Genomic DNA, 23,512 nt, shown 5'->3' on the forward strand with positions numbered 1-23,512 from the left:
AAGGCGCCTATGCGTGATGTATGCATCATCGGGGCAGGGATAGCGGGGTGCGCGTGCGCACGGTACCTTGCGTTCTACGATATGGATGTGGTCGTGGTGGACGAGGCGTACGACGTTTCGTGCGGCACGACGCGCGCGAACAGCGGCATCGTCCATGCCGGCTACGATCCTGCGCCTGGCACGGCTAAGGCTCGCTACAACGTCGAAGGCTCGTGCATGTATCCGGAGCTTGCTGACGAGCTCGGCTTCGAATTCGAGAGGTGCGGATCGCTCGTCGTCGCCTTTTCCGATGAAGAGATTCCCACGCTCGAAGGCCTTCTTGAGCGCGGCGTGGTGAACGGCGTCGAAGGCCTTGAGATTCTGGATGCCGATGCGCTGCATGTCAAGGAGCCGAATCTCGCGCCCGAAGCCGTCGCGGCGCTTTGGGTTCCGACCGGCGGCATCGCCGACCCGTACGGCGCCTGCCTCGCCTTCGCGGAGAATGCGGCCGACAACGGCGTCGCGTTCTCGTTTCTGACGCACGTTGAGGGCGTCGAGCGTGCAGGGGACGCTTGGCGGGTGCATGCGGTTCGCACGGATGCAGGCGATGCATCGGTCGCCGAGGCGATCGACATCGAAGCGCGTTTCGTGGTCAATGCGGCGGGTCTTCATGCCGCCGAACTCAATAACATGGTGAGCGCGCATGCGTTCGCGATCACGCCGCGCGTCGGCGAATACCTTCTGCTTGATTCCGTCTGGGGCGACGCGTTCCATTCCACGGTGTTCCAGGTTCCTACCGCTGCCGGCAAGGGCGTGCTCGTCTCCCCGACGACCGGCGGGAATATCATCGTTGGTCCGAACGCCGTGCCGCGCGACGACGCCGACGCCGCGTACACGACGCCCGAAGGGCTCGACTACGTGGCCGCTCATGCGCGCAAGACCTGGAAAGACCTTCCTGCGCGCGATGCCATCACCAACTTCGCCGGCCTGCGCGCCTCGTGCGTCGAGGATCCTGACTTTCACATCGGGGAACCCGACGACGCGCCGGGATTCTTCAATATCCTCGGATTCGATTCTCCAGGCCTGACCGCGGCGCCTGCCGTCGGCAAGGATATCGCCGACGCCATCGCGACGCGCATGGCCGCTCCTCGCAGGGAAGGACACGATCCGCATCGCGCAGCGCCCGTCGATTTCTCTCGCTTGGACGACGAATCCCGCGCACGGCTCGTGGCCGAAGACCCCGCATGGGGGCGCATCGTCTGCCGCTGCGAATGCGTGAGCGAGGCGGAGATCGCCGCCTGCGTGCATTCGCCGGTGCCGGCGCGCACGACCGATGCCGTCAAGTGGCGCACGCGTGCCGGCATGGGTCGCTGCCAGGGGGGCTTCTGCCTGCCGCTCGTCGCCGACATCATCGCGCGTGAAACGGGATGCGACATCACCGAGATCCGCAAAGGCCGCCCAGGCTCCGAGCATTCGTTCGGGCACCGCGGCTGCTTCGACGACCTGCCGACGGTCGTTCTGGAAGGAGGCCGCGCATGAGGCGTGATGTAGGCATCGCGATCATCGGCGGCGGTGCGGCCGGCCTTGCGGCGGCGGTCGCCGCATACGATGCGGGCGTGGAGGACGTCGTGATCTTCGAACGGGAAGACGCGACGGGCGGCATTCTGAAGCAGTGCATCCATAACGGGTTCGGCCTGCATCGCTTCAAGGAAGAGCTGACCGGTCCCGAATACGCTGCGCGCGAACTTGCGGCTGCGGAGATGCGCGGCATCGAAATCGAATACGAGGCATCGGTCCTGTCGCTTTCGCGCGACCGCGTCTTGAGCGTCGTAAGCCCCACGTTAGGCATGCTCGAGGTCCATGCGAAGGCGGTCATCCTCGCCATGGGTTCGCGCGAACGCACGCGTGGGGCGCTGCGCATCCCGGGCGCTCGGCCGGCAGGCGTCTACACCGCCGGCACCGCGCAGCACATGATCAACCTTGAGGGCATCATGCCCGGCAAGGAGATCGTGATGCTCGGATCGGGCGACATCGGCCTGATCGTCGCGCGCCGTCTCGCGTACGAAGGCGCGCACGTCAAGATGGTGCTCAACCGTTCGCATATCTCGAGCGGCTTGAAGCGCAATATCGTGCAATGCCTGGACGACTACGGCATTCCGCTGCGCCTGCTGCATACCATCACGTCCATCCACGGTACGAGCCGCATCGAAGCGGTGGGCGTATCGCAGGTCGACAAGGAGACGAAAGCGGCCATTCCCGGCACGGAAGAGATCATCCCGTGTGACACGCTGCTGCTCTCCGTCGGACTCATTCCTGAAAACGAGCTGAGCCGTCAGGCGGGCGTCGCGATCGATCGCGGTTCGTCAGGGGCATCGGTCGATGAGACGTACCAGACCACGATCCCCGGCATCTTCTCTGCGGGCAACGTCTTGCATATCCATGATCTCGTCGACTTCGTATCCGAGGAAGGCGAGGGCGCAGGCAAGGCGGCGGCCGCATTCGTGTTGGCCGGCGTCGGGGCATCGGAACAGGCGCACGACGCAGGCGATATCGTCGCGTCCGCACGCGTAAGCGCCGGGTCGGGCGTGAGCTATGTGGTTCCGCAACGCGTGTCCGCCCGGGCGGCATCCAAGGTGCTCATGCGCTTCCGCGTGCGTCGCATCTATAAGAAGGCATCCATCATCGTGCTCGCCGATGGAGTGGAGGTCAAACGATTCAAGCGCCCCGTCATGGTTCCCGCCGAGATGTCCGAGATCAGGATCGACCCTGCGCTCATCGCCGGCCGTTCGGCCATCGAGGTGCGCATCGAAGGGGAGGAGGAGTAAGCATGGCTTCCGTTCGACATTTCACATGCGTGAGCTGCCCGATCGGGTGCGAGCTCGACGTCGCTGTCGACGACGAAGGCGCCGTCGCCTCGGTCGCGGGCAATACCTGCAAGCGCGGCATCACGTACGCCATCGATGAAGTGACCGACCCGAAGCGTGTCCTCACCTCGCTCGTCCGCGTGGACGGCCGCACGATGCCCGCAAGCGTCAGATCGGCCTCGGCCGTTCCTAAAGCCCTCATTCCCGATTGCATCGAAGCTTTGCGCTCCGTTGACATCATGCCTCCGGTGCGCATCGGCGATGTGGTCCTGGCAAACGTCTGCGGCACCGGCGTCGACGTCATAGCCACACGGAACATGGACTGATGAGACGCTCGCCCTCGAACGATGATTGCATGAAGAAGCCCGTCGGCGGTCGCCGACGGGCTTCTTCATGTTCGGATGCCGCGGGGCAGAAACGATGGAACCGTCCCGACCGCAGCATGGATGAGCTTGATCCATGCTGCATCTCCGATGCGTCTACAGCGTCCAGCTCCAGGTGCTGGCATCGAGCGGCGTGCGCCAGTCACATGCGCCGCCTGCCTTCTTCTTCGCCATGTTGATGAGCAGATTGATGCCTTCTTCGAACGTCTCGTCGGTGTAGGCGTGGATCTTCTCGCGATTCCAAGGAGCATCCGCGTCGCCGTCGGTGATGCGGCGGCCGAGCGAAAGGTACATCTCGTTGTCGATGAATCCGGTGAAATAGGAGCTGAAGACCCAGAACAGCCGCGTGAAGATCTCTTCGGGCACGCCTTGGTCCATGTGCAGCTGATACGTATGGCGCGCGAAATGATCGGGCCAGGGGATGGACTCGACAAGCGTCATGCGGCGGATGTTCGGGTGCGTTTTGAAGGTCTGATGCATCGAGCGGAACTCGCGGCGCACGGTGTCTTCCCAGTATTCCTCGGGAATCGGATGGTTGTCGATCTTATTGAGGAGCATGGAAAACACGGTGCAGAGCAGCGTGCGCTTCGAAGGGAAATACGTATAGATGCCCATGGGGCTTATGCCGATTTTCTGGGCGAGCTCGCGCATGGAGAAGTTCTCGATGCCGATCTCGTTGATGAGATCGAAGGCGCAGCGCCCAATCTGCTCTCGGGAAAACGAAGGGGGAGAGCCGGGTTTCTTCATGTAGACACCTGAATCCTGTCATAGCCTTGGTGAATGGATGTACGACGCTATCAACACGCATGAGGCAATCCATGTATACGATAGGTGAATTTCTAAACTACGGCTGGTCCTATGTCCATCGGTTTTGTCTCGAAAATGGGGGATTTACTTCGTATCGTGTACGTCGCGTAATCCGGAATTTCCCTTTCGTGGCCGTTTCGTCCCGGCGCATGCTTCCGCTGCGCTCGGCGTGCGGTGCACGCGAGGCACGTTGCGGCGCCGTTGGTCTCGGTTCGCGACGAGGCATGCGGAGGTTCGAGCCAATCGAGCGATTCCGAACTGAAACCGATGCTCCATCGACGGCATTTCGCTGCAGCTTGCCTCCGTTTGCCGATAGTTTCGTTCTTTCCGCCGTTTTCGAAGGTAATGTCGCACACCTTAGACACCAAGATGCTCTGCTTAAAGAATCGAAGGGAGCTATATTCACCTTAAACCTAGCGGTATTATAGGTAGTTCTCTTCGATTCAGTCGGAGTCTGAAGCGAATGCGGCATGCGATCCGGGCTTCGACGTCGGTTAGGTGAGACAGGTTTTACCGGGATATCTCTGGCAGCACGTTCGTCTCGAATCTGTTCCCAAGGGCATCCCATAAGGCCATCGGCATGGGAGGAGGATTCGCATGGCGGAGAACAGCGAAGCCGTCCGCGCAGGAGCGGGCATCGAGCAGTTCGGCTACAAGCAGGAACTGAAAAGAGGGCTGGGACTGCGCGACGTCGTCTTGTACGGCGTGCTCTTCATGGTCATCATCGCCCCGCATTCCATTTACGGTCTGGTGGACTTCCAGTCCCAAGGCATGCCCACGCTCGTCTACATCATCGGCTTCATCGCCATCAGCTTCACGGCCTTGAGCTATATGCGGATGAGCAATCGCTTTCCCATCGCGGGGTCGGTGTATTCCTATGTGCAGCGCGGCATCAATCCCCATGTCGGCTTCATATCCGGCTGGCTCATCCTGCTCGACTACTGCCTCTCTCCCGCATTGCTGTACGTCATCGTGGCGAACTGGGGGACGTTGCTGATCCCGGGCAGCCCGTGGTATGTGTGGGTCATCGCCTTCGTCGCGTTCAATACGTTCGTGACCATTCGCGGCATATCGATGACCAAAGGCATCGATATCGTCATCTTCATCATCGAGATCCTGGCCGTCATCGCGTTCGTCGCCTTGGGCTGCAAATTCATCTTGGGAGGCGGCGGTGCGGGCGCCTTCACGCTCGATCCCATCTATCAGCCGGGCAAGGTTGACGCGCACTTCATCGCGGCCGGCATCTCCATCGCGGCGCTGAACTTCCTCGGTTTCGACGGCATATCCACGTTGGCGGAAGAGACCGAGCAGCCCGAGAAGAACATCGGGCGCGGCATCATGATCGCATTGACGCTCATCGTCGTCGTATTCATCGCCCAGACCTACATCGCCGCCCTCATTCAGCCCGATTGGGCGAATATCGATCAGGACAACGGCTTCTTCGTGGGCGTCGCGCTCATCGGCGGGCCCGTGTTCCAGAAGATCATGCTCGTCATCAATATCGTGGCCATCGGCATCGCGAACATCATGAACGCCCAGACCGCTGCCTCGCGCCTGCTGTACGGCATGGGCCGCGACAAGACCATTCCCGCCATCTTCGGAAAGGTGCATTCGAAGTATCAGACCCCGTACGTGGGCGCACTGTTCATCGGCGCGATCGCGCTCATCCTATCGCTCTTCCTGGATATGGGCGCGCTTGCCACGCTCGTCAATTTCGGTGCGTTGAGCTCCTTCGCCATGCTGAACTTCGCCGTGTTCTGGTTCTTCTTCATCAAGGAGAAGAGGCGTGCAGGCATCGGCAACATCGTGAAATACATCGTCTGCCCTTGGTTCGGCATCGTGATTCTCGCCTACGTCTTCACCGGTTTCGACATGCTGACCTACACGGTTGGCGTGAGCTGGTTCGTCATCGGTCTGATCGTGGGCGCCGTGAAGTCGCGCGGATACAAAGAGGTGCCCGACGCGTTCAAGAACCTTCAGTTCTGAGCCGCCCGTTCACGCGCCCTTATGCGGCCCCGACGCGTATCTGCGCTCGTCGGGGCCGCGGCGTCGTCAGCGGACCTCTTCGGCGTATGTCTTGAGCGCAGCAAGGTCGATGCGCAGCTCGGTGCGCGAACGTTGGATGATTCCCCGACCCTCGAGCGACAGGATGAGCTTGTTGCAGGTGGTCACATGCACCATGAGCAGCTGCGAGAGCGTCTTGATCGTAAGCGTGCAGGGAACGATGTAGATGCCGTCGTCCGTGGGCGTGCGCGTCGCGCAGAGCTTGTCGGCCCACATGGTGAAACGCGCGATCGCGCTCTGGTTGCCCGTACCGCTTATTCGATGTCCGAACTGGGCGAATGACATGTGGTAGACATAGATGAGCTCGAAGAAGACATCCTTATCCTCGCGTATGAGGTCGTACAGCTGGTTCTGCGTGAAGGCGTAGAGCACGGTGTTCTTCACTGCGGTGAAACGTGCGGCGTAGTCCCCGATGCTTGCGAGGCCGTTGTATTCGCACATGAACGCATTGCCGGCGTTCCGCTGGTACACGAAGACGCCTTCCCCTGATTCTTGCATGAAGGTGATGCGGATCCGGCCTTCGTCGATGTAGTAGTAGTACAGGTCGTCGGGACCGTTCGCCTTCTGGCGCAGCATCTCCCCCTTGAAGAGCTTCTTCTTTTTCGCCCGGTCGATATAGCGTGCGATTTTAAGCTGCCTGAACGGTCGGTCCGGCATGAGAATCGCATCATAGTCCTGCTGCGTGGCCATAATCCCCCCGTCATGCCTTCGGTCTTTCCCCTCTATGCGATTGTAGGGTCTTGCGGCGTGCGTCGCAATTGCGTGGCCGCCTGTTTCGGAACTCCGCGAAAAGACTGGTCGACGCCATGTTTTCGACCTTGCGCACGCCAGCGTGCGATGTATGCATATGCATATTGAATGATGATTCCATAAAGATATCGTGAAGATCATTAGAGGCCCGGCATGACGATCCGGGCCGCTCCAAGGGGGAAGGAGCGATCATGGCGAGGTATGGCATGGCCATCGACCTACGTCGATGCGCAGGATGCGGAGGGTGCGTCGTCGCGTGCCAGATGCAGCACAATCAAAGCCCAGGCGTTTCATGGAACGTTCTCGATTCGTACGAGTGGGGCGACGAAGTGGGGGAATCCGGTCGAACCTATGTGCCGCATGCCTGCATGCAATGCGACGATCCGCCGTGCGTGCATGCGTGCCCGACGGGCGCGAGCATGCAGCGCGACGACGGAATCGTCGTGGTCGACTACGACGCGTGCATCGCGTGCGGATTCTGCATCTCCGCCTGTCCGTACCAGGCGCGACGCATCAATGAGACCGATGCGCATTTCTTCGGCGCGTATGCGCCCGCGCCCTACGAGGCCTTCGGCGTGCAGAGGAGCATGGTCGTGGAGAAATGCATCTTCTGCGAAGAGCGGCTTGCGGAGGGCTTGAAACCCGCCTGCGTATCCAATTGTCCCGGCAAGGCACGGTATTTCGGCGATCTCGACGACCCGGAAAGCAACGTATCCGCATTTCTCGCCTCGCACGATGCCGTGCGCGTCGATGAGACCGCATGCTATTACCTGCCGGTCGCGGGCACGCCCGAAGGCGCGCTTCCGTTCGCCATCGGCGCGAACTCCGTCGAGGAGGCCGATGCGGCGGTCGATCCCGCCGTCGTCGGCATAGGGGTGGGCGTCGCGGCTGCAGCCGCTGCAGGAGTTGCGTATGCAGCGCGCAAGGCGCGCATGGACGCGGATGACGGCGTCGCCGCGCATGCTTCGAGCCATCGGGAGGGGGATCAGCGATGACAGGATCCGAATGCATGGTCACGCGCCGTTCCTTTTTGAAGGGCGCAGCTGCCGCCGCAGGCGTATCGGCCGTCGGATCGACGGGCTTCGACATCATTCATCCCGAAGGCGCCTTCGCCGAAGACGCGCCGGTCGAGATCAAATTCACGTACTGCGACATGTGCAACCATATTCCTAAGTGCGGCATCGCCGCATCGATCAAGGACGGCAAGGTCGTGCGCGTCGAAGCGCGCGCGACGGAAGGGTACCGGGCCGATCCCATCTGCGCCAAGGGGATCGCCAGCCTGCAGGAGCTCTATGATCCCGAACGTCTGCTCTATCCGATGGCGCGCACCAACCCCAAGGGTACGGGCGCGCCTGAGTGGGAGCCGATATCCTGGGACGACGCCTATGCGCGCATCGCGGCGGAATTCAATCGCGTGAAAGACGATTACGGTGCCGACAAGGTGTTCTTCTATTGCGGAGATCCTAAGGAGCCTCGCGGGGCGATGCAGCGCGTCGCGACTCTCTTCGGATCGCCCTCATGCGGATTCGAGAGTTCGACCTGCGCGGCTGCGACATGGATGTCGACGTTTCTCACGCTCGGGTCGCTCAGCATGGGGGTCGATCCTACGCCCGATTCGAAGTCGTGCCTCATCTGGTCGCTTAATCCCGCCTGGTCACAGCCCTACCGTTTCGGCGCGATGATGGATCGGAAGGAGGACGGCTGCAAATTCGTCGTCGTGGATCCGCGCATCACGCCGACCGTGACGGGCTTGGCCGATATCCATCTCCAGCTTCGTCCCGGCACCGACGGCGCCCTTGCCCTCGGCTTCATCAACATCATGATTCGCGACGGGCTCTACGACAAAGACTTCGTCGAGAACTGGACCGTCGGCTTCGATGAGCTCAAGGAGCTCGCCTCCGGATACACGCCCGAGAAGGTCGAGGAAATCACCTGGGTTCCCAAGGAAAAGCTTGAAGCGGCCGTGAGGCTCGTCTGCGAGAACACGCCCGCTACGTTGGTGAGCAGCTCTGCCGGCGCATGCCACGCGACCAACGTGGGCCATTTCGAACGCGCCGTCTTCTCCATCATCGCGTTGACCGGCTGCATAGACGTGCCCGGCGGTCTGACCATGCCGACAGGAGGCCTGCCCTTCGACTACACGGCGAGCACCGCCGATTTCCGTATGGAGAAATCGTATATGGAGCAAGGCTTGCAAGACATCAGGCCCGACAAGGACGATTTTCCCGTCTGGGCCAAGTATTTCAAGATGATCCAGGTGAACAGGCTTCCCGAGATGGTCGCTGACGGGCGTCTGAGAGCAGGCGTTCTTCTGGGCGCCAATGCGATGATGTGGCCTCAGACGCCGGAATACCAGAAAGCCATCGGCGATATGGAATTCACGGTCGCCATCGATTACTACATGCGCCCATGGACGCACGATTATGTCGACATGATTCTGCCGGCGGCGATGTGCTACGAGCGCATGGCTCCGTTCGCCATATTCGGCCGCAGGATCTTCTTCCGCGAACCCGTGGTCAAGCCCGCAGGCCAGGCGCGAGAAGACTTCCGCATCATCCTCGAAATGGGGTGCGCGCTCGGTTATGAGGAGGAGTGCTTCGGCGGCGATGTCGAAGCGGCGCTCAACGATATGCTTGAGAAGGCCGACCTCGGCTGCACCGTGGACGACCTGCGCGCGCATCCCGAGGGAATCGAGATTCCCGGCGGCAATAAGGACATCAGGAAGTACGAGAGCGGCAAGATCCGCAAGGACGGCGAACCTGGATTCAACACGCCGAGCGGCAAGATCGAATTCGTCTCCAACGTGCTTCAGGATCTAGGCTTCGAAGGACGTCCCGTCTATGAAGAGCCGGTGTACAGCCCGGTCAGCACGCCCGATCTTGCGCAGACGTATCCGCTCGTCCTCAACACGGGCGGCCGCGCGCCGTACTACACCCATTCGAAGCTGCGCAACCTTCCTTGGCTGAACCAATTCATGCCAAGGCCGGTCGTCCGGCTGCATCCGTTCGATGCGAAGGAGCGCGGCATCGGCGACGGGGAGCAGGTGCGCGTATTCAACCAGTTCGGCGAGGTGGTGGTGAACGCTGAGGTCACCAACATGGTCCTTCCGGGCGTCGTAGACGTGCTCCATGGCTGGCACCAGGCCGACATCAACCTGTTGACATCGCGCGACTTCGATCCCATCACGGGATTTCCGCCTTTCCGCTCGGCGCTTTGCCAGGTGGAAAGCACGGGCAAGGGCTACCCGTCCCCGAAGGCCATGTGAGGATCGCCGAGATTTCGGGTTTCCAGCGCGTCGCGACAGGCTCGGTACGCATGGATCGGCCGCCTTTCGCTGCAGGCGACGGCGGCCGATTCGAAGATGCGGGCACGCAGGAATGCGGCGGACGAGAGATGCGGAGCCGTCTATGCGGCATTGGCAGGAGCGGGCAGCTCGCCGGCGCAATGCGGGCAGCGCGTCGCGCCCTCCTTGAGCTCTTCCTTGCAGAAAGGGCAGGTGGGGGTGGGCTTGGCGGCCTCTTCCTTGATCAAGCGGTTCTTGAATTCGTTCACGGCCTTGATGAGGAAGAACACGACGAGCGCGATGATCAGGAAATTGATGACGGCGCTGATGAAGGCGCCGAAATCGATGCCGTTCTCGGTACCCGGCACGGGAATGGTGAGTCCCGCGACCTCGGCGCCGCCGCCCGTCACCAGCTTGATGAACGGGTTGATGATGTCGTTGGTCAGCGATGTGACGATCGCGGTGAATGCGCCGCCGATGATGATGCCGACGGCCATATCCATGACATTGCCTTTGGAGATGAATTCCTTGAACTCGTTCACGATCTTCATGGGGTCCTTCTTTCTCGGTTTCGATTCGGCAACGCGGGCTGGCAAAGGAATGCCGGGTTCGTCTCGCCGTTCGCGTCGATTCTCGTGCAAGCGTCCGCTAGGTGAGCTCGGTCTGCGATTCATCGGAAAGCCCGAACGTCCGTGCAGAGACGGTTTCGAGCGAGATGGCTCCCATGGCGCATGCGTTCACGCAGGCGCCGCATCCGATGCAGTACTTCGGGTCGAAGTCGAGATCGCCCGTCTCGGGGGAGATGCTGCGCGCTCCGGTCGCGCAGACCTTGACGCAGTCATGGTTTTCTATGCAGGCATGCGCATCGGTCGCGCTGATGGTGAGGCTGACGGCATCCTCGATGCTGCCTTCGGCGACGATGGATTCGAGAAGCATGCGCCGCCGCGGCATCATAATGCGTTTCGTGCGTCCCGCGTCGGCATGCGGATTGACGATCTCGCCATCGCGAAGCTTAAGCTTCTCCTGCATGCGGCGCCTCTCGCGCGTGCGATACATTTCCTTGAGGGCATCGGAGCTCTTCAGAGATCGACGTCCGCTCACCACATCCAGGGCATCGTTCTTCAGGCTGCCGAAGGCTTCGCGGCGTCCATAGCGTTCAAGCGCCATGTCGGCCTTGCTCTGCCGTTCGGGAATCTCGCGATCGTACCGTATTTCGCGCCCGGTCCATTCCTGGGCCAGGTCCATCGCGTGCGTGTAGAGCATCTGCCCGCGCTCGGGGGCGATATCGCAGTCTTCGCAGTAATGCAGGTCGCAGGCGACGCAGAGCGGGATGTTCTCCGCGAGGAGCAGCGTCCAGAGCTCGGGCGGGATGCAGGCAAGGCAGGGAAGCACCGTGACGTTCTCGGCGGGCTTGAACCCGGGAAAGATATTTTCTTTGCAGGTCAGATAGACGATTTCTCCGCGCATGGCGACGCGGCGCAAATGCTCGTACAGCCTGCGCGTGTTCGTGGTCGACGAGGTGAAGGCATCGCAGACGCCCATGCAGATCCCGCATTTCGTGCAACGTTCCTCGTCGACGACAGGTGCGGACGCGTCATCGGGAAACGAGATGGCGTCCACCGGGCATGCGAGCGCGCAGCGCCTGCATGAGGCGCCGTGAGGTCGGACGCAGAGTTCGGGAAGCGCGATGATCTTCATTGCGAAGCGAAGACGCGCTCGAGCGTCGAATCGATGCGGGCGAGCACGTCGGCGCGATCCATGAGCTCGATGGATTCGAACAGGGGCGGCGACACCATGTTTCCGCAGACCGCTACACGCAAGGGCTGGAACAGGAGCTTGGCTTTCATATCAAGCGTCTCGACGAGCGCGCGGCAGGCGTTTTGCAGAGGATCGCAGGCCCAGGGAATCGTCTCGTCGGCAAGCACCGCGCGGCAGGCGCGCAGCGCTTCTTCGGCGCGGGCGCCTTCCTTCAGCAGCACCTTCCGAATCGACGTCTCGTCCAGATCGACATGCGGGCCCCAGAACAGGTAGGGAAGCTTCTGGGCGCATTCGGACAGGCGCGTCTCGCGCTCGGCGAGCAGCGGATAGAGCCGTGCATACCATTCGGGGCGTTCATCGATGTCGGATTCGGTCGCGCCGGCCTCGATGAGCCAGGGGCGCGACAGACGCACCCAGGCATCGGGATCCATGCGTTGGATGTACTGCCCGTTCATCCAAGAAAGCTTGGTCTCGTCGAAGACGGCGTCCTTTTTCGTGATGCGGTCGAGCGAGAATGCCGAGCACAGCACGTCACGCGGAATGATCGTGGTCTCGCCGTCGAGGCTCCAGCCGAGAAGCGCGAGGAAATTGACCATGGTGTCGGGCAGATATCCCTGGTCGCGGTATTCCTCGACGCTCGTGGCGCCATGGCGCTTTGAAAGCTTCTTGCCGTCGGCGCCGAGGATCATCGAAAGGTGAGCGAAGGTGGGGACCGCGTATCCCAACGCCTCGTAGATGAGTATCTGACGCGGCGTGTTGGACAGATGGTCGTCGCCGCGTATGACATGCGTGATGCCCATGTTCGCATCGTCGCAGACCACAGCGAAATTATACGTAGGGGTGCCGTCCGAGCGCACGAGGATCATGTCGTCCATGACGTCCGCCGGGAAGCTCATGGGGCCGTATACGGCGTCGTCGAATTCGATCGGACCGCGGTCGTCGGGAACTTTCAGGCGCCAGACATGCGGCTCTCCCGCTTCGATGCGTGCCCGGGCCTCGCCCGGATCGATGTCGCGGCATGCGCGGTCATAGCCGCCGTATGCGCCGCCGCAGGCCTCCGCGGCCGCGCGCTTCGCGTCGAGCTCCTCCTTCGTGCAGAAGCAGGGATACGCGGCGCCTCTGGCCTTCAGATCCTCGAGCGCATGCGCGTAGGTTTCCATGCGCTCGGTCTGACGGTACGGGCCGTGAGCGCCGCCGACTTCGGGGCCTTCGTCCCAATCCAGCCCGAGCCATCGCATGGCGCGGAGAATGATCTGGGTGTTCTCTTCGGTCGAGCGCTCGGGGTCGGTGTCTTCGATGCGCAGCACGAAGGCGCCTCCCGTCGCGCGGGCGAATGCCCAGTTGTAGATGGCCGTGCGCGCTCCGCCGATGTGGAGCTTGCCGGTGGGCGACGGTGCGAAGCGCACCCGTACGGGTTGTGCCATGGGATGGGACTCCTTCTGTCAGCGCGTGGCGGAGACGTCGCGCGGGCGTATCGAGCGTGCGACGATGCCTATGATAGTACAAAGGATGCAGGTGGAAACGGTGGCGCACAGCCAGACCTCGCCCATGCCGATCCAGAACTTTTCGGGATACATGCAGATGAGAAGCGAATCCCATGAGAATGTCCAGGTGCCTGCCTGGAAGAAGAGCGAATGAAACGCCGTGAAGAACCCGTAGAAGTCGACCGCGATCCAGATCGCGATCACGGCGAAGGCGCCGACGACGATGCCCGCGGCCGACATGAGCGCGCTGCCGAGGCTGCGCGACCCGTGGCGCGCGCCGACGATGACGCATGCGACGAGCGCCGCGAGAGCGACGATGTCGAGCGTGAATCGGGCGGACGATATCACGTCGTGGCAGTCGTCGAGGTGCGCCAGCGCATCTTCGTTCAGCACGTACTGCTCGCCGGCGTGGTTCAAGGCGAACATGACCTGCTCGGGCGATGCAGAGGCAAGATTGCTCGGAAGGTTCGGAGCGCCGGGGATGCGGTCGCGATTGTCGTTCATGACCGAGACGTTGGCTCTGGTTTCCGCCGCGATGAGCGCGTTGAGGTCGTGGCTGCGCACGGTGTAGTCCTGCGTGGCGACGGCCAGGCTCACGAGCTCCTCGCGGTTGAAGGGCGACGAATCCGCGGTCGAGTACTTCTCGGAAAGCATTTCGGTGATGCCGCGAGGCAGGGCGCAGGCGAGGAATCCCGCGTATACGAGCGTGACGGCGACGAGCACGGCGCAGGCGGCTTCCATCGCGCGCCTCGCAAAGCCTCCGTGTTCGTCCTGCATGGTCTTCTCGGTCATGCGTTTCCCTCGTGCTCGCTTCAGTCCACCCAGATGCTGGCGGCGGTTAGGCCGCGCGTCGCCTTGCTGATGATGGGGTTGGGTCCCAGGCGCGAGAAGATGCCCGCGAAGCGTCCGTTGTAGACGTAGATGCCGGACATGTTCCCGCACGACACGGTCGAGCGCGTCGTGAAGTCCTCCTCGTCGCCGTACAGCCCGATCGCGGGCGTGCGGTAGAGGGTGCAGTAGGTCTGCGCGAGGAAGGGCGATCCTGCGGCGCCGCCTGCGTGCGCGGCGACGATCTCTTTCCATTCCGTCTGGTCGAAATCCTTGCCCGCGAAGACGTCGTGCGAACCGTATTCGTCGGTCGGCTTGATGATCCATTCGTCCTTGTCGGCGATGACGCGCGCGACGTCCACGTGCTCGTCGTCGAGGAACGCGGTGAAGGGGACGAAGCGTTCGATGAAGTCGTTCTCCTCATCGGTGAGCAGGGCGCGCGTCTCGGGCATGCGCAAAACGCCGAAGATCTGCTTGTCGTGGACCAGATGCCCCGCGAAGCTGCCGATGAGCGCGACCTTGCGTGCGCGGACGGCTTCGATGAGCGGTTGGGATTCCTCCCAGCGATCGATGATGTCGTTGGTGACGCAGCGGCGCCAGATGGCGTCGATGCGGTTGCCCTGGCCATCGCGCAGGGTCTCGCCATCGAAGGAGAGGTCGCGCACATCCGCGATGGAGCACGGGTGCCCGGCCTTCTCGAAAAGATCCTTGAATACGCCGAATTCGTCGACGATCGCGTTTTCGAGGAAATCGACGATCGCGAAGCGGGGGTTGTCGACGCGCAGATCGTAGGATTCATAGATGGAGACGAACTCTTCGATCCAGCCGTCGAAGAGGGTTCTGTCGCAGGTGCCGACCGTATGGTGCCGGGCGAATTCCTCGAAGGGGCGCGTATGGACGATCGATGCCGTGATCTCCCGGTTTTCGTTCATGCCGCTCGAGCCGTCGGCGTTGAATTCGCAGAACCGGCCTTCCAGCGTGTCTTCGTCCAAGAAGACGTCGAGGCGACAGAAGGGAAGAAGCGCGTCGTATCCTCGGGGAAGCAGGATCAGGTCGACGAGGCGTTCGTCGAGGTCGTAGACATGGCGGTACGCGGGGTTCTCGAGGTATGCGCGCATGACCTTGACCAGGATGGCGTGCGTCGTCTCGGCGATATGCTCGAACGCCTGTCTGGTCCGGGCGTCGTACAGGCGCGGCACGTAGGACGAATCCACGACGATGCCGTGGCAGATGGCCGTTGAATGCTCCATGTGATCGCGCGCGGCCCGGCGGCCCGGCTCATCGCCGTCGAGCGCATCTATGATGCCGAGGTACTCGGCGGTGAACGCGGCGTTATCGCTCATGCGGCGACCTTTCGGGAAACGCGCACCTGTCAGGGGTGCGAGCCAAGCGTGCAATCATCCGTCGAAGTGTATCATCGGGTTTTGCGCGGATGCGCTTTTGCGCAATCCTTACATCTCTTCGCAACCGTTTCCTCGAACGGCGGCCCATCCGCGTGCAGACGCTTCCTGCGCTTTCGAACGAAATGATGGGGTCTTGCGCGCGCATTCCGCTCAAGCGGGTCAGGCTGTGGTACAGTCGCATTCCTTCTCATCTATCCACGTTCATCCATGGTTCTCTATGAATGCATGATGCGCGACGCCTGAAGGAGGCGGAACTATGCCCGATACCCATTCTTCCTATCTGTTCACGAGCGAATCGGTGACCGAGGGCCATCCCGACAAGCTGTGCGATCAGATCTCCGACGCCATCCTCGACGCCATCCTCGCGAAGGAGGCCGATCTCGAGGCCAAGGGCTATGTCGATCCGACCGGCCAGCCTGCGGACGTGGCCGCCGTGCGCTGCGCGTGCGAGACCATGGCCGCGACCGGCATGGTCATGGTCAGCGGCGAAATCCGCACGAACGCGTACGTGGACGTGGACGACATCGTGCGCGACGTCGTGCGTAGCGTCGGGTACGACCGTGCGAAATACGGTTTCGACTGCGACACCTGCGGCGTCCTCAATGCGATCCACGGCCAGTCGGCGGATATCGCGATGGGCGTCGATTCCTCATACGAGGCCCAGCATGACCAAGCTTCCGATTCGGCCGACACCGTCGGCGCCGGCGACCAGGGCATGGTCTTCGGATACGCCTGCAACGAAACGCCGACCCTCATGCCGATGCCGATCTACCTCGCCCATCGCCTGGCCGAGCGTCTGGCCGAGGTCCGCAAGGACGGCACGCTGCCGTATCTGCGTCCCGATGGGAAGACGCAGGTCTCCGTTCGCTATATCGACGGCGTTCCGACCCAGGTCGAAAAGGTCCTCATCTCGACGCAGCACGCCGAGGACGTCACGCCGGCCGAGCTTCGCTCGGCGCTGACCGAGCACGTGATAGGCGTGGTGTTCGCACGCGAAGGCGTCAGGCTTTCCGACGACGTCGAGATCCTCGTGAACCCCACCGGCCGCTTCGTCATCGGCGGGCCCCAGGGCGACGTCGGGCTCACCGGCCGCAAGATCATCGTCGACACCTACGGCGGCATGGGCCGCCACGGCGGCGGCGCCTTCTCCGGCAAGGATTGCACCAAGGTCGACCGTTCCGCCGCCTACGCCGCCCGCTGGGTCGCCAAGAACGTCGTCGCCGCACGGCTTGCCGACCGATGCGAGGTTCAAATCGCCTACGCCATCGGCATGGCGCGTCCCGTTTCCGTCATGGTGGAGACCTTCGGCACCGAGCACGTGCCCGTCGAAGACATCGAAGCGGCCGTGCGCTCGGTGTTCGACCTGCGCCCGGCCGCCATCGTCGACGCTCTCGGCCTTCGTCGTCCGATCTATCGCCTTACGTCGAACTACGGCCACTTCGGCCGCGAGCTTCCCGAGTTCACCTGGGAACGCCGCGACAAGGTGGACGATCTGCGCGCCGCCTGCGGCCTCGCATAGGTTTTGCGGGGGTTCGTGCGGGCGCGCCGCGCCTCTGCGATCCAAGGCGCCAGGCGATGGCCTCGGCGCCTTTTCCGTATATCTCGAGCCGGTAGGGAAGGGGTCCTGTGCGCGTCGCGTCGGTCATAGTCGATATCGCGACCCGGTCGCTTGACGGGGCCTTCACCTACTCGGTTCCGACGGACTGCGCCTCGGTGCAGGTGGGGTGCGCCGTGCTCGTGGGGTTCGGCAAACGTCGCGCGGTCGGATACGTGACGGCCGTCGAAGACGTCGAGGAAGACGATGTGCCGCATGCGGTCAGGCCGATCCTCTCGGTGCTGTCCGAACCGTATTTCGACGAGGACGGCGCCGCTCTCGTCGATTTCCTTGCGAGCCGCTATGTCGCTCCGCCTGCTTCATGCGCGCGCCTCCTGACGCCGGCGGGACGTCGTCCCACGGTCTCGCATGCAGATGGCGCATGGGTGCTCAAGCGTCCGCCTGCCCGTCGCGCGCAGGCCTCTTCGCCCGCCGCGACCGAGCAGGATCCGCCTTCGGCGCCTCCTGCGCTCACGGAAGGGCAGGAAAAGGCGGTACGCGCCATAACCCGGGCCCGGAAGCTCGCGCGCGGCGACGTCGTCGTCGTGGACGGCGTGACGGGAAGCGGCAAGACCGAGGTCTATCTGCGCGCCATCGCAGACGTGCTCGCGCAGGGGCGCGGCGCCATCGCGCTCGTGCCTGAGATATCCCTCACGCCCCAGACGGTCGCGCGGTTCGAGGCTCGCTTCGGGTCGACCGTCGCCGTCATGCATTCGAACATGACTCAGGCCGAGCGCTTCGACCAATGGAAGGCCGCGCGCGACGGCACCTGCCGCATCGTCGTCGGGCCTCGCAGCGCGCTGTTCGCCCCGGTGCGCGATCTGGGCATCATCATCATCGATGAGGAGCATGAAAGCACCTACAAGCAGGAAAGCGCGCCGCGCTACCACGCGCGCGACGTGGCCGCGTGGATCGCGCGACGCCGGGGGATCCCCCTGGTCCTCGGATCTGCCACGCCGTCCATCGAAGCGCTCGACGCCTGCGCCCACGACGAGCTTTGGCATCGCGTGTCCATGCCCGACCGGGTGAACGGACGGCCGCTTCCCGATATCCGCATCGTGGATATGGCGCGTGAATTCGGCTCAGGATCGCGCATGATGTTCTCGCGCGAGCTTTCCGACGCCATCGTTGAAGCGGTGGATGCAGGGCGCAAGGTCGTTCTCATGCTCAACAAGCGCGGGTTCGCGAGCTTTCTGCTCTGCCGGGAGTGCGGATTCGTGCCGGAATGCCCGACCTGTTCGGTATCCCTGACGTATCACGAGGTCGATCACGCGCTCGTCTGCCACCATTGCGGCAGGCGCCTGCCTGTGCCGCCTGCCTGCCCACGATGCTCGAGCCCTTATCTCAAGAAGTTCGGCGCCGGCACCCAGCGCGTGGAATCTGAACTCGAGCGCCTGCTCGAAGGGCACGCCGCCGACGTCATCCGCATGGATTCCGACACGACTTCATCGCGCGGCGCGCATGCGCGCCTGCTCAAGCGATTCTCGCGTCCCGGCGCCTCGGTGCTTCTAGGCACGCAGATGATCGCGAAGGGCCTGGATTTCGATGACGTGACCGTGGTCGGCGTCATCAATGCGGACACGCAGCTCGCCTTGCCCGATTTCCGCAGCGGGGAGCGCACCTTCGACCTGATCGAACAGGTGGCCGGACGCGCCGGACGCGGCCGCTTCCCCGGACGCGTCTTCGTGCAGACCTACGCGCCCGAAGATGCGGCCATATCCTGCGCCGCACGCTACGACCGCAGCGCATTCTTGTCGTGCGAATTGGGAAAACGAAAGGTTCTCGGATATCCGCCGTATGCGCGCGTCGCGGATGTGCGCATCTGGGGCGCTTCGGAGCAGGAGGTCCGTGCCTGCGCGCACGACGTCGCGGGCGCGATCGCCGCCGTTGTCGCCGATGCGCGGAGGGAGCAAGGCGATGCCCGCTGGCAGACGCTCGGCGCCGCCCCCTGCACGCTCGGCAAGCTGCGCGGCATGCATCGCTGGCACGTTCTCGTGAAGGCGCCGCCCGCTTCCGATATCTCTTCGGCGCTTGCCTCCGTGCTGCGACCTTGGCGCACGCCGCGCGGCGTGTCGGTCGCCGTCGACGTCGATCCTCAATCCATTCTCTAGCGCGCATCCCACGGCAAGCCTCTCACAAGGGCTTTCGCTCTGCGCGACGATTCGATGCGCCAAGCGGCCTGCGCTTGGCCGTGCAGGCTTCCTTCTTTCATGGAGCCATGCCCGCTGCCTGCACGGATGTGCGCCGCTCTGGTATACTTGCCTTTCGGAAAAACGATGTCCCGACGGGTGGCGCGGGGCTTGCCTGTCATGATTGGAGCGATACGACGTGGTTGCGGATACTCTCGAGGTCCTTGCATACCCCGACCCGACCCTGCGCCAGGTCTGCGAGGATTGCGATCCTGCCGACAAGAGCCTGCGCAAGCTCGCGCGCAGGATGGCGAAGACCATGTATGCCGACAACGGCTGCGGGCTTGCCGCGCCCCAGGTCGGCGTTCTGAAGCGCTTGATCGTCATCGACTGCGATCAGGATAGCGGCGCCAAGAACCCCATCACGCTCCTCAATCCCACCGTCATCGAGACGCGCGGTCCCGAGGTGGTCGAAGAGGAGGGCTGCCTGTCCGTTCCGGGCATCACGGTTCCCATCCGTCGTCCCGCGTATGCCATCGTGCGCTATACGGATCTCAACGGCGAGGACTGGATCATCGAAGGCGACGGCCTTCTGGCCCGCTGCCTGCAGCATGAGATAGACCATCTCAACGGCATCACGTTGTTCGAAAGCTGCGATCTGAACGAACGCATCAAGGCCATGACGGCCTACGAAGCCGCCTTGGCGGCGGGTGCCAAGGCGGGCGACACGGCCGTCCCGTCCATCTAGGACGGCTTTCGAGCCACGTATCTTCGCGAGGGGGCGCGATGCCCCGCATTCCTTTTGACAGCGACATAAAGGAGCGCCAATGCGCATAGCCTTCATGGGGACGCCTGAATTCGCGGCACGCATCCTCATCGAGATCAAGGAGCAGCACGACATCGTGTGCGTGCATACCCGACCCGATGCCGTGCGAGGGAGGGGATCCAAACTCGTTTCGTCTCCCGTGAAGCGCGTGGCGCTCGAATCCGGCATTCCTGTGCGCGAACCGCGCACCCTGCGCGATGCCGGAGAGCTCGCTTTCCTGAGATCCCTTGCCCCCGATGTCGTCTGCGTCGCCGCCTATGGAAAGATCCTTCCGCAGGTCGTCCTCGACGTTCCGCGCTTCGGATGCCTGAACGTCCATGCCTCGCTTCTGCCGAAATACCGCGGCGCCGCGCCGATCGAGCGTGCGATTCTCGCGGGCGACGAGCAAGTAGGCGTCTGCATCATGCGCATGGAGGCGGGCTTGGATACCGGCCCGTTCTGCATCAGCCGTTCGGTCGCCGTCGCCGGCCGGGGCTGCGAGCATCTGACGGGGGAACTCGCCGATATCGGATCATGCGCGCTGCTTTCCGCCCTCGCCGAACTCGAAACGGGAGCGGTGCGGTGGATCGACCAAGACGACGCGTGCGCGAGCTACGCGCCCAAGATCGAGCGCGGCGAGCTCGATCTCGATCCTGCGGAGCCCGTCGCCGTCAACCTCAGACGGGTGCAGGCATCGTCTACGGCCCATACGTCGCGCTGCCGTATCGGCGCGAAGGGGATAACGGTTGTTTCCGCCGGGGCGGCTCCTGAAGGAGCGCGTGCGCCCGCGCAGGGCATGGCGACGTTTTCTAGCAAAAAGCTCCTTCTGGGATGCGCGGACGGAGCGGTTGAATTGCATGAGGTTCGTCCCGACGGGAAGGCGACGATGAGCGCGAAGGCCTTCGCCGCGGGCGTGCAGGGATTGAAGAACTCGGATATCGATTGGGAGAAGAGATAATGACGGAGCATTCGCATAACGGGTCGTCTTCGAACGGCAAGCGCAGCCAGGGCGGCTCTCCGCGCGGCGGACAGGGCTCGTACGGCGGCAGGCGTCCCGGATCAGGGCGCGGGGGATATCGTTCGTACGGGTCGAATCAGGGCCGCGGCGGGCGTCCCGGCGCGGGCAAGGGGGGCAGGCCCGGGTCATCGTCGCACGGCTCCGGCCCTTCGAGGGGCTTTTCCTCGGATAGGCGGGATCGCCGCGACGGCGGATACGCCGGCAAGGGTTCTTCGGGCGGTCAGAGGGGCGGCAAACCGTATCGGTCCAATCATCCGGGATCCTCGTCCGACCGCGCGGATGGTGCGAAACGGGGGTACGGCGCGCGTTCGTACGACGGGAAGAGATCCTACGGCGATTCGAAGCCTCATGGGTCCAAGAAGCCGTATGCAGGGAAGAAGCCGTATAACGATCGTTCCCGCGATGGAGGGGCCCAGGGGCGCAGGCCCTACGGAACGGACGAACGCCGCGGCGGGGACCGAAAGCCGTACGGATCCGGCCCGCGTCGGGACGACGGCCGCACGTCGTATTCATCCGGTCCGCATCGCGGCAGCGACCGCAAGCCGCATGCATCGGATCCGCGTCGGAGCAACGGGTGTGCGCCGTATGGCGCGTCGCGTTCCGGCGGCGGACGCGGGTTCGATCGCAAGCCGGGTTCCGGCCAAGGCCGGCCGTTCGATCGCGACGCGAAGCGCTCCGACGCCCGTCCGAACGCTCGAGGGACCGATCGCCCGAAGCGTTCTTCCGAGCGCGATTCCCGTTCAGGGGCCCGTGCAGGTGCGCCTGCACGTCGTACGCATCTGACTCCCGCCGCACGTCATGACGCGCGCTTCAAGGAGAGCGGTTTCGTGTATCGCGGCGCCCTCGAGGACAAGCGCGACCGCATGGGCGGTCCGCGCACGGGTCCTCGCGGCGGACGCGGGTTCGATGCCAAGCCTCGACGCCCGTTCGACGATAAGCCGCGCCGCGATGCGAAGAAGCGTCCCGCGCCTTTGAAGCTGCGCCTGAAGGACGAGAGCATCGAACGGAAATTCCGCGTGGCCGACGGCCGCGTGGCCGCGTACGCCATCGGGCGCGCGGTGCGCGAGCGCGGCGCCTACGTGTCCTCCGTCGCGCCGACGGTCACCGCACGCATCGAAGACATCGATCCCAAAGACGTCGCCTTCGCGACGCGCCTTTCCAAAGGCGTCGCGGCCACCTGGGGCACCCTCGATGAATTCATCGATCGCACCATGTCGTCGCCCGACGACATCCAGGCCGACGTGCGCGATGCCCTGCGTGTGAGCGCTTACGAGCTCGTGTTCCTGCATAAGCCTCCGCATGTCGTCGTCGACCAGGGCGTCGAGCTCGTGCGCTTCGTCGAGCCCAAGGCCGCGAACCTTGCGAACGCGGTCTTGCACCGCATGGTCGAGGCCGCCGACGACTTCCCGTTCGGCGATCCCGAGACCGACGATGCCGCGCTCGCCCGCTCATGCGCGTTCCCAGGCTGGATATCGCGCCGCCTGATCGACGAGCTCGGGCGCGCAGATGCCGCCGAGTTCATGCGGGCCTCCATGGGCGATGCCCCGGTCTTCGTCGCGGTGAATTTCGTCCGTGCGAAGGTATCCGAGATCATTCAGGCATTCAAAGAGGTCGGCACCGAAGTCGAGCCGATCGCGGGCGTTCCCGGATGCCTGCGCGTCCACGGCGCCAAGGCGTTCAAGACGCCGCGCATCAAGAGGCTCTTCGACGAAGGCAAGATGCTCGTGTCCGACCAGTCCGCCCAAGCCGTCGCCCTCTTCGCTCTTCCCAAGGAACGTCCTGCACGCTTCCTCGAAATCGGCAGCGGACGGGCGACCAAGACCGTCTTGATGCAAAGCGCCGCGTATCGCCGGTACGGCGCGTTCATGGATATGGTCTCGGTCGACGACCATGCTTTCAAGGCCGAGATCCTGCGCGAGCGCATGGAGTCCTACGGCATCGAAGGCGTCGAGGCGCGCGTCGCCGACGGCCGCATGCTTTCGAAGTCGTTCGACGCCGGATCCTTCGACGCCGTGTTCGTCGACGCACCCTGCTCGGGCATCGGCACGCTCCGTCGCCATCCCGAGATCAAGTGGCGCCTGACCGCATCGGATGTGTCGACGCTCGCGATGACCGGCTTCGACATGCTCATCGAGGCTGCCGGCCTCGTGCGCGTCGGCGGCATGCTCACGTATTCGACCTGCACCGCCTTCAAAGAGGAAAACGAACAGGTCGTCGATCGGTTCTTGAAGATGAAGACGGGCGAATCGTTCGTCGTCGAATCCACGATGGCCGTCAAGCTCGTCGAGGGCGGTCCCGACGCGCATTACGCGGTCAGGCTGCGCCGCGTCCGATAGGCGTGGCTCCTTGCGTCGAAGGGCGCC

Annotated in this window: 18 protein-coding genes; 11 read left to right on the forward strand and 7 right to left on the reverse strand. The window is 63.4% G+C overall.

Annotation, left to right across the window (positions count from 1 at the left end):
- The first annotated feature begins 9 nt into the window (after window positions 1-9).
- From HMPREF0762_RS00395 to HMPREF0762_RS00405, 3 genes are read left to right on the forward strand one after another with little or no spacing between them, the layout of a single operon-like run.
- On the forward strand, window positions 10-1,518 hold the full coding sequence (locus HMPREF0762_RS00395) for an NAD(P)/FAD-dependent oxidoreductase (RefSeq protein WP_006361339.1): 1,509 nt from the start codon (window positions 10-12) through the stop codon (window positions 1,516-1,518).
- Entirely contained in the window at window positions 1,515-2,804 is a 1,290-nt protein-coding gene (locus HMPREF0762_RS00400; RefSeq protein ID WP_006361340.1) for an NAD(P)/FAD-dependent oxidoreductase, read from the forward strand. Before HMPREF0762_RS00395 ends, HMPREF0762_RS00400 begins: the two co-directional genes overlap by 4 nt.
- Before the next feature lie 2 nt (window positions 2,805-2,806).
- Window positions 2,807-3,169, forward strand: a complete 363-nt coding sequence (locus tag HMPREF0762_RS00405) for a DUF1667 domain-containing protein (protein ID WP_006361341.1) — start codon at window positions 2,807-2,809, stop codon at window positions 3,167-3,169.
- A gap of 153 nt (window positions 3,170-3,322) precedes the next feature.
- Here the strand turns inward: HMPREF0762_RS00405 and HMPREF0762_RS00410 are convergent, their stop codons facing one another.
- Entirely contained in the window at window positions 3,323-3,973 is a 651-nt protein-coding gene (locus HMPREF0762_RS00410; protein ID WP_006361342.1) for a TetR/AcrR family transcriptional regulator, read from the reverse strand.
- A gap of 657 nt (window positions 3,974-4,630) precedes the next feature.
- On the opposite strand from HMPREF0762_RS00410, the gene HMPREF0762_RS00415 reads away from it, so the two are divergent.
- Entirely contained in the window at window positions 4,631-6,019 is a 1,389-nt protein-coding gene (locus HMPREF0762_RS00415) for an APC family permease (RefSeq protein ID WP_006361344.1), read from the forward strand.
- A gap of 66 nt (window positions 6,020-6,085) precedes the next feature.
- Here the strand turns inward: HMPREF0762_RS00415 and HMPREF0762_RS00420 are convergent, their stop codons facing one another.
- Window positions 6,086-6,787 (reverse strand): Crp/Fnr family transcriptional regulator, encoded by a 702-nt coding sequence (locus HMPREF0762_RS00420; RefSeq protein WP_006361345.1) that lies wholly within the window; start codon window positions 6,785-6,787, stop codon window positions 6,086-6,088.
- A gap of 251 nt (window positions 6,788-7,038) precedes the next feature.
- Between HMPREF0762_RS00420 and HMPREF0762_RS00425 the strand changes: the two genes are divergently transcribed.
- Together HMPREF0762_RS00425 and HMPREF0762_RS00430 are read left to right on the forward strand one after the other, a co-directional pair.
- Complete coding sequence (locus HMPREF0762_RS00425) at window positions 7,039-7,842, forward strand: 4Fe-4S dicluster domain-containing protein (RefSeq protein ID WP_040618728.1); 804 nt, start codon at window positions 7,039-7,041, stop codon at window positions 7,840-7,842.
- Window positions 7,839-10,112 carry a molybdopterin-containing oxidoreductase family protein gene (locus HMPREF0762_RS00430; RefSeq protein ID WP_115314178.1) on the forward strand — a complete coding sequence of 758 codons (2,274 nt, stop codon included), beginning with the start codon at window positions 7,839-7,841 and terminating at the stop codon, window positions 10,110-10,112. Before HMPREF0762_RS00425 ends, HMPREF0762_RS00430 begins: the two co-directional genes overlap by 4 nt.
- Before the next feature lie 140 nt (window positions 10,113-10,252).
- Here the strand turns inward: HMPREF0762_RS00430 and mscL are convergent, their stop codons facing one another.
- The 5 genes from mscL to HMPREF0762_RS00455 form a co-directional block, all read right to left on the reverse strand.
- Window positions 10,253-10,681, reverse strand: coding sequence for a large conductance mechanosensitive channel protein MscL (mscL, locus tag HMPREF0762_RS00435; protein ID WP_006361349.1), 429 nt, complete (start codon window positions 10,679-10,681; stop codon window positions 10,253-10,255).
- Window positions 10,682-10,778: 97 nt separating this feature from the next.
- Window positions 10,779-11,828, reverse strand: a complete 1,050-nt coding sequence (locus HMPREF0762_RS00440) for a 4Fe-4S dicluster domain-containing protein (RefSeq protein ID WP_006361350.1) — start codon at window positions 11,826-11,828, stop codon at window positions 10,779-10,781.
- Complete coding sequence (gene gltX, locus HMPREF0762_RS00445; protein WP_006361351.1) at window positions 11,825-13,312, reverse strand: glutamate--tRNA ligase; 1,488 nt, start codon at window positions 13,310-13,312, stop codon at window positions 11,825-11,827. The genes HMPREF0762_RS00440 and gltX overlap by 4 nt, the downstream gene beginning before the upstream one ends.
- An 18-nt stretch (window positions 13,313-13,330) precedes the next feature.
- Window positions 13,331-14,164, reverse strand: a complete 834-nt coding sequence (locus HMPREF0762_RS00450) for a lipoprotein intramolecular transacylase Lit (protein ID WP_006361352.1) — start codon at window positions 14,162-14,164, stop codon at window positions 13,331-13,333.
- 20 nt (window positions 14,165-14,184) lie between these two features.
- Window positions 14,185-15,543, reverse strand: coding sequence for a hypothetical protein (locus HMPREF0762_RS00455; RefSeq protein ID WP_006361353.1), 1,359 nt, complete (start codon window positions 15,541-15,543; stop codon window positions 14,185-14,187).
- Between the two features lie 316 nt (window positions 15,544-15,859).
- Between HMPREF0762_RS00455 and metK the strand changes: the two genes are divergently transcribed.
- From metK to HMPREF0762_RS09185, 5 genes are all read left to right on the forward strand, one after another.
- Window positions 15,860-17,122, forward strand: coding sequence for a methionine adenosyltransferase (metK, locus tag HMPREF0762_RS00460; RefSeq protein WP_006361355.1), 1,263 nt, complete (start codon window positions 15,860-15,862; stop codon window positions 17,120-17,122).
- A 107-nt stretch (window positions 17,123-17,229) separates the two neighbouring features.
- Entirely contained in the window at window positions 17,230-19,308 is a 2,079-nt protein-coding gene (gene priA / locus HMPREF0762_RS00465; RefSeq protein ID WP_006361356.1) for a replication restart helicase PriA, read from the forward strand.
- 217 nt (window positions 19,309-19,525) lie between these two features.
- The gene (def, locus tag HMPREF0762_RS00470; RefSeq protein WP_009078683.1) at window positions 19,526-20,074 is read left to right on the forward strand and encodes a peptide deformylase; all 549 of its coding nucleotides are present in this window, start codon (window positions 19,526-19,528) and stop codon (window positions 20,072-20,074) included.
- A 79-nt stretch (window positions 20,075-20,153) separates the two neighbouring features.
- Entirely contained in the window at window positions 20,154-21,089 is a 936-nt protein-coding gene (gene fmt / locus HMPREF0762_RS00475) for a methionyl-tRNA formyltransferase (protein WP_006361358.1), read from the forward strand.
- A complete protein-coding gene (locus tag HMPREF0762_RS09185; protein ID WP_115314179.1) occupies window positions 21,089-23,485 on the forward strand; it encodes a transcription antitermination factor NusB in 2,397 nt (798 codons plus the stop codon). The genes fmt and HMPREF0762_RS09185 overlap by 1 nt, the downstream gene beginning before the upstream one ends.
- Window positions 23,486-23,512 lie beyond the last annotated feature (27 nt).

It is taken from the genome of Slackia exigua ATCC 700122 (assembly GCF_000162875.1).
Taxonomy (GTDB): Bacteria; Actinomycetota; Coriobacteriia; order Coriobacteriales; family Eggerthellaceae; genus Slackia; species Slackia exigua.